This is a genomic window from Saccharomonospora iraqiensis subsp. iraqiensis, assembly GCF_000430445.1.
In the GTDB taxonomy this organism is placed as follows: domain Bacteria; phylum Actinomycetota; class Actinomycetes; order Mycobacteriales; family Pseudonocardiaceae; genus Saccharomonospora; species Saccharomonospora iraqiensis.
The window spans coordinates 16,149-22,915 of the sequence record NZ_KE387092.1 but is presented as its reverse complement, the minus strand read 5'-3'; the positions used below and the strand labels follow the sequence as shown (position 1 = coordinate 22,915).

6 protein-coding genes are annotated in these 6,767 nt (G+C 71.6%); 4 read left to right on the top strand and 2 right to left on the bottom strand.

What is annotated here, in order from left to right; all coding sequences use genetic code 11:
* Positions 1 to 230 precede the first annotated feature (230 nt).
* Positions 231 to 536, top strand: coding sequence for a glutaredoxin family protein (locus ACTIR_RS0113000; protein WP_026454615.1), 306 nt, complete (start codon positions 231 to 233; stop codon positions 534 to 536).
* Between the two features lie 110 nt (positions 537 to 646).
* On the opposite strand, the gene ACTIR_RS0112995 is transcribed toward ACTIR_RS0113000, so the two are convergent.
* The gene (locus tag ACTIR_RS0112995) at positions 647 to 1,099 is read right to left on the bottom strand and encodes a nitroreductase family deazaflavin-dependent oxidoreductase (RefSeq protein ID WP_026454614.1); all 453 of its coding nucleotides are present in this window, start codon (positions 1,097 to 1,099) and stop codon (positions 647 to 649) included.
* Between the two features lie 377 nt (positions 1,100 to 1,476).
* Here ACTIR_RS0112995 and ACTIR_RS0112990 point away from each other — a divergent pair, with 377 nt between their 5' ends.
* From ACTIR_RS0112990 to ACTIR_RS0112980, 3 genes are all read left to right on the top strand, one after another.
* Positions 1,477 to 4,323 carry a sensor domain-containing protein gene (locus ACTIR_RS0112990; RefSeq protein ID WP_084789494.1) on the top strand — a complete coding sequence of 949 codons (2,847 nt, stop codon included), beginning with the start codon at positions 1,477 to 1,479 and terminating at the stop codon, positions 4,321 to 4,323.
* Positions 4,324 to 4,401: 78 nt separating this feature from the next.
* A complete protein-coding gene (locus ACTIR_RS0112985) occupies positions 4,402 to 4,611 on the top strand; it encodes a type II toxin-antitoxin system VapB family antitoxin (RefSeq protein WP_026454612.1) in 210 nt (69 codons plus the stop codon).
* A 150-nt stretch (positions 4,612 to 4,761) separates the two neighbouring features.
* On the top strand, positions 4,762 to 6,162 hold the full coding sequence (locus ACTIR_RS0112980) for an ATP-binding protein (RefSeq protein ID WP_026454611.1): 1,401 nt from the start codon (positions 4,762 to 4,764) through the stop codon (positions 6,160 to 6,162).
* A 43-nt stretch (positions 6,163 to 6,205) separates the two neighbouring features.
* Here the strand turns inward: ACTIR_RS0112980 and ACTIR_RS23165 are convergent.
* A partial coding sequence (locus ACTIR_RS23165) for a LutC/YkgG family protein (RefSeq protein WP_052583869.1) occupies positions 6,206 to 6,767 on the bottom strand: 562 nt, incomplete at its 5' end.

The following is a 6,767-nucleotide window of genomic DNA, read 5'->3' as shown; positions in this document are numbered from 1 at the left end:
GCGGCGGCCGTGGTCGGCTTGCGCAGCCGGGAGATCCGTCGTGCCAGGTCACGCTCGCCCGCGGCGCGCGCCTCGGCCGCACGCCGCCCGCGCAGGGAGACGAATCCCGCCCGATCGGTGCCGTACAACTCGTCGGCCACCGCGTCGAAATCCATGGGCACAGGGTCGCTCAAGGGCGGGCGGCACGCCCGGCCCGCGCCCGGTTACGGTGTCGGAAGAGGGAGGAAACTGTGGCTATCAACGAGATCGAGTTCTACTGGCGGCCGGGGTGCCCGTTCTGCGCCATCCTGCGGGGCCGCCTGCGCAATACCGGACTCCCCGTGCGGGAGATCAACATCTGGGAGGACTCGGAGGCGGCGGCCCGGGTGCGTGCGGCGACCGACGGCGACGAGACCGTTCCCACGGTGTTCATCGGTGACCGTGTGCTGGTCAATCCGAGCATCAACGAGGTCACCGACGCGGTGACCACCGACGCGCCCGAACTGTTCGACCTGGCCGTGGAGCCGGCCGCGCAGGAGCACGCGTCCCGGCACTGACCTCGGCGGGACCACACCAGCACACCGGTGCCGGGGGCGGGCACCGGTCGACCTTCCGGGGTCGGACCCGCACGGTCCGCCCGTGACAGTGCTGCGATGCGAAGCACGTCTCACGGCGGCGTGACCACCCGGAAGACCGGGCAACCCGGGGCGGCCGCGCGGAGGTCCGCCGTGTCGGAGTGCGCGTCGACCCCGTCGAAGAACCGGCCGACCTCCCACCCCCACCGGGCCAGGTAGGCGCGCAGGATCTCCACCTTCTCGTCGTCGGGCAGCTCGACCGCGCGGAAGCGCCGGACACGCCGCCCCACCCGGAGCTGTCCGTCCCCGGCGGCGCGGAGGTTGCGGACCCACTGGGTGTGCCCACGGGGGGAGACGAGGTAGTCCGCACCGTCCAGGGTCAGCAGGTTCACCGGCGTGGACCGCCACTGTCCGGAACGCCGCCCCCGCACGGACAGGATCCGCGTGCCCCACAGGCTCACGCCCAGACCGGTCAGCGACCGGACGACGAGGTTGAGTCCCGCATCGAGCTTCCCGGGTCGGCGGTAGCGACGCGCGTCGGTCATCGGTGTTCCTCCATCGAGAACAGTGCTCATGTCCAGGGACCACTGAACACCACCCCGACCTCCCCGTCACGTGCGAATCCGGCCCGGCCCCCTCAGCGCACCGGCACCCCACCCACCGCTCGCGCTGTCCTCCCCGGCGGTTCGTCGCTCACACCGTCGGGCGAGTGGTGGTTTCGTCGGCCTCCGGCACGACCCTCCTCCCGTCACCGGAATCGGCGGTTCGGACCACCGACCCGGGCGAAAAGCGTCGACACCGCCTAGTCTGACGACCGCGGGTCGGTGTGGAAGAGAAACCGGCGCGGCACGTGCGGCACGATTTCCCTCGTCTTGCCCAGTGGTGATTTCATATCGTGATCGTGCCCGGAGACGAGCGGCGGATGGACTTCGACATGGAGGCGCATACACGCGACGAGGTACCCCACTGGTTCGGTCCGGACCGGGACGATCTCGTCGATCTCGCATCGACCGGTGGTGTGGGGGCGACGTGGTCCGCCGATCTGGGCACTGGTGAGATCACCTGGAATGCGGATCTCCCGGAGGTTCTGGGCGTCCCCACCGCGGACGAGGACGATATCGGCGCGCGACTGCGCGAACTGATCGGCCCGTTGACCGCCGCCGCCCGCAATTCCCCGGCGTGGGAGATTCTCGATCTCGAACAACGGCACACCACATTCGACGGATCGTCGCGCCGCCTGCGGTTCCTCGCGCGTGTCCACCGCCCGCCGGCCACCGGTGACGAGCACACCGAGGCCGGTCCGGAAGCCGGGACCCCGCATCCCGACCCCGGGCGACTGGTCGGCATCGCGACCGACGTGACCGGGGATCCCGCGGAGACCGACGTCGCCGAGGTCCGGGGTGCCCCATGGCCCGGCGACCCGGGCGAGGGCTACCGGCGGCTGGTCGAGTCCCACCCGCACGGCATCTGTGTCCACGACGGAACGACGCTGCTCTACGCCAATCCGGCGACCGCCGCCCTGGTGGGTGCGAACGACCCCGGTGCGCTGGCGGGCAGGCACATCACCGAGTTCGTCACCACCGACGCCGTCCCGGAGATGCTGCGCCGGATCGACACGCTCGACCGGCCGGGTGCGACGACCGGCCCGGTCCGGGTGAGGCTGGTCCGGGCCGACGGAGGCACCACGGTCGTCGAGTCCACCGCGGTGCGCACCACCTGGCGGGGTCGTCCGGCGTACCAGGTCACCCTGCGCGACGTCACCCGGGCGCGGTCGGTGGAGTCGACCCTGCGGTACGAGGCCGCGCTGGTCTCGCACGTGAGCGACGCGATCATCGCCACGGACTCCGGCGGTGTGGTGCGCAGCTGGAATCCCGCCGCCGGGACGGTGTACGGGCATCCGGCGGAGACCGCCGTGGGCAGGCACGTCCTCGACCTGGTGGGCGGGGGCCCCGACCCGGCCACGATCGTCGCCGAGGGCGGCGTGACCGAGACCGAACACCGGCGGTGCGACGGCACCGCGGTGACGGTGCGGGTCTCGGCCGCCGAGATGGACGACGGCTACGTCCTGGTGTGCGCGGACGAGACGGCCCGCCGCCAGGCGCAACGCCGGTACCGGACCGTGGTCGCCGCCCTGGACGAGGGCGTCGTGGTCCTCGCCCCGACCGGGCTGGTCGAGACCGCCAACCCGGCGGCCGGGCGCATTCTCGGGCTCCCGGTCGACGCGATGATCGGCTGTTCGCCCGCGTTGTTCCCGCTGCACGACGAGTCCGGGACGCGGATCCCGACGAGCGAGAACCCGGCCGCGGTGACCCGGCACACCGGCAGGCCCGTCGACGGCCGGGTCGTGCGTGCGCGCAGGCCGGACGGGCGCTGGGTGTGGCTGTCGCTGAGCTGCCGCGCGCTGGATCCGCAGGGCCCCGCCCCGCACGCCGTGGTCGTCTCGTTCGGCGACATCACCGAGCGCCGCGCGATCGGGCGACGTCTGGCGCACGACGCGACCCACGACTCGCTGACCGGGCTCGCCAACCGGGCGCTCGTGCTGCGCGGTCTCGCCTCCGCCCTCCGCGGCACCGGGCCGGAGGACATGACCTGCGTGCTGTTCATCGATCTGGACAAGTTCAAGGTCATCAACGACTCGCTCGGGCACGGGGTCGGCGACCGCGTCCTGCGTATCGTCGGCGACCGCCTCCGCCGCCACGTGCGGGACCGGGACGTCGTCGGCAGGCTGGGCGGGGACGAGTTCGCCGTCGTGACCCCCGGTGTGCAGCACTGCGGGCAGGTCCGTGCGCTGGTCGATTCGCTGCGCCGCGCGCTCACCGAACCGATCACGGTCGACGGCCGCAGGCTGCGCGTCGACGCCAGCATCGGCATCGTCACCGCGACCGGTGACGACGGGCGCTGCCCCGAGGACCTGCTGCGCGACGCCGACGTCGCGATGTACCAGGCGAAGACCCGGGGCCGGGGCCGGTACGAGTTCTTCGACGTCGAACTGCGGGAGCGGGTGCAACGGCAGCTCCGGCTGGAGCAGGACCTGCGCGACGCGGTGCCGCAGGGCCAGCTCTGGGTCGCCTACCAGCCGATCGTGGACCTGCGCACCTACCGCCGGGTGGCCGTGGAGGGCCTGTTGCGCTGGCAGCACCCGGTTCACGGGCTCATCTCCCCCGGCGAGTTCATCCCGCTGGCCGAGGAGAGCGACCTGATCACGCTCATCGGCGGCCACATGCTGCGCACGGCCACCGGGGAGCTGGCCCGGCGACGGCTGCACGGCACGTCCCGCACCCGGCTCGCGGTGAACCTCTCCGCACGTCAGCTCGACGACGAGTCGCTGGTGGCGGCCGTGGACGACGCCCTGCGCACCACCGGCCTGCCGGCGGGCGAGCTGTGTCTGGAGATCACCGAGAGCGCGCTGATGCGCGAGCCGTCCGCCGCGGCCGAGGTGCTGACGGCCCTGCGCGGGCTGGGGGTCCGGCTGGCCATCGACGACTTCGGCACCGGCTATTCGTCGCTGGCCCAGCTGTGGAAGCTGCCGCTGGACACGCTCAAGATCGACCGCTCATTCGTCGCGGGCCTCGACGGCCCGACGGACAGCGACGCGGAGGCCATCATCACGGGCATCGTGCGGATGGCGCATTCGATGGGGCTCACGGTGGTCGCCGAGGGCGCGGAGAACGAGCGTCAGGTGCGGGTGCTGCGCGACCTCGGCTGCGATCGGGCCCAGGGCTTCCACTTCGGCAGGCCCGCGCCGGCCGACGAGGCGTTCGACTCCTGACCGGACACCGACCGCACGACCGACGACCCGACCCGATGGGGCGAACCGTGCGGCATCGGAGTCGTGTAGGAACGTGCCATGTCCAACGTTTCCTTCGACATCGACGACGACGCGCTCAGCGAGGCGTCCGAACTACTCGGCACGAACACCGCGGAGGAGACGGTGAACCTCGCGTTGCGGGAGACCGTGCTGCGCCTGCGGCGGGCGCAGGCCCTCGCCGAGCTGGCCGAGGCCGGAGCGGGCGGCGGGGCCGACGACCTCCCGCACAAGGACCCGCACCGCGGGTGACCCCGGCACTCTCCCCCGGACACGACCGGCCCGGCCGACCTCGACCGACCGGGGTGGTCCCGTGGGCGTGGTCCCACATCGAAATTGCCGTCGGCGGATAATCCTGTGCAGGATAATCCTGCGTCGGCAATTTCGATGTACGATACCGATGTGCAGTTCCTCAACCGGGCGGACGAACTGGAGCTACTCGACCGGCGTCTCCGGGGCGAGTCCGCAGAGCTCCTCGTGGTCTACGGGCGTCGGCGCGTCGGCAAGACCGAGCTGCTGACCCACTTCGCGGACGGCACGCGGGCGCTGTTCGTGGAAGCGACGGACACCGTCAGACAGGAACAACTGCACGACCTCACCGACGAGCTCGCCCGGGTCTCCGGAGACGAGCTGTTGAAGAGCCAACCACTGACCAGCTGGGAGGCGGCGCTGGCCGCGATCGCCCGCTTCGTGGGCGACCAGCGCACACTCGTGGTCTTCGACGAGTTCCAGCTGCTGGCGCAGCAGGCACCCGAACTGGAGAGTGTGCTCAGCCGCTGGTGGCGAACGACAGGCCGGACGCTGCCACTCGTCCTGGTCCTCGCCGGGAGCGAGATCTCCTTCTTCGAGGACGAGGTGCTCGCCGGACGTCTGTACGGGAGGCGGACCGGACAGCTCAAGGTGGAACCGTTCCTGGCGCGCGACGCGGCACTCTTCCACCCCGGCTACACCGCCGAGGACCGGGTACGGGCGTATTCCGTGTGTGGTGGCATCCCGTACTACCTGGCACGGTTCACCGATGACCGGCCGCTCGGTGAGCATCTGCTGACCGAGGTGTTCGAGCGCGGCGGCCTCCTGCACGACGAGGCCGAACTCATGCTGAGACAGTCGATCGGTGACCCGGCCAATCACACCGCCGTGCTCCGCGCGATCGCCCACGGCCACAACCGCAACAGCACCATGAGTGCCCGTACCGGGCTCGAGCCGGCCCATATCACCAAGCTGCTCGGCACCCTCGAACGGTTGGGTCTCGTCGAGAGTCAACGCCCGGTCACCGCGTCCCCCCGTAGCAAGAAGGTCACCTATCGGATCCGCGACCAGTTCCTCCGCTTCCACTACCGCTTCGTCGAAGCCGCGCGTTCCCAGTTGCGGACGAACGCCCTCGCCGCCGCCTACGTGCAGGACACGGTGCTCCCTCAGCTCGATCATCACACGTCGGGAGTATGGGAAGACGTCTGCCGGGAGCACGTGCTGCTGAACTCGCCCGAGGTGAGCTCCGTCGGCCGCTGGTGGGGACCGGTGCCGACGGGGCGGGATCGTCGCACGACCGAACGCGAGATAGACATCGTCGGTGTGGACGGGGACAACAACACCCGCGTGCTCGGTATGTGCAAGTGGACCACGTCAGCGGTCGATTTCGCCGAGCTCAACCTGCTGGACAGCCTGACACCGTTCGTCGACAGGGTCGTCGACCGGCCGCGTCGGGTGCTCTGCTCCCGCGCGGGATTCACCGATCGACTGGTCCGGCACGCGGCCGGGGACCCGACGCTGTCCCTGGTGACCCCGGCCGACATCTACGCGTGAGGCGACCGACGGGCCCGCGCCATGGGCGGCCCGGTGACCGCGGTCACGGGTCGTCGGCCACCAGCACCTCCAGGGTGCGGGGGCCGTGGACACCCTCCACGCGGTCGAGTTCGATGTCGCTGGTCGCCGAGGGGCCGCTGACGAAGGTCAGCGGGCGTGCCGGGTCCAGCCGCGCCAGCGCGTCGGGAACGCCTGCCGCGATGCGTCCGGCCGGGATGACGCACAGGTGGTAGTCCGGCACCAGCGTGAGCATCCGCCTGCCCTGCCCCGGCCCGGTGTCCAGCACGAGGGTGCCCGTGTCGGCGATCGCCACCGCGCACCCGGTCAACACCCCGTCGACCCGGTCCAGCTCGGCCACGGACAGTGCCGCCTCCGGCGGCGCGTCGGGCAGCCAGCGCACCCCGTCCGCGCACCACGCCGGGTCCACGTCGGCGGGAACCGCCATCGTGGACACACCCCGGTCGGCCAGACACCGCCGGATCGTCCCGGCCACCTCGTCCGCACCGACCCGGTGCACGACGGCCCGGTAGTCCGCCAGGCGCCGGGCCAGCAACCCGGCCGGGTCCGCGACGGTGCGCGCACGCCGGTAGTCGCGCGGCACCGGC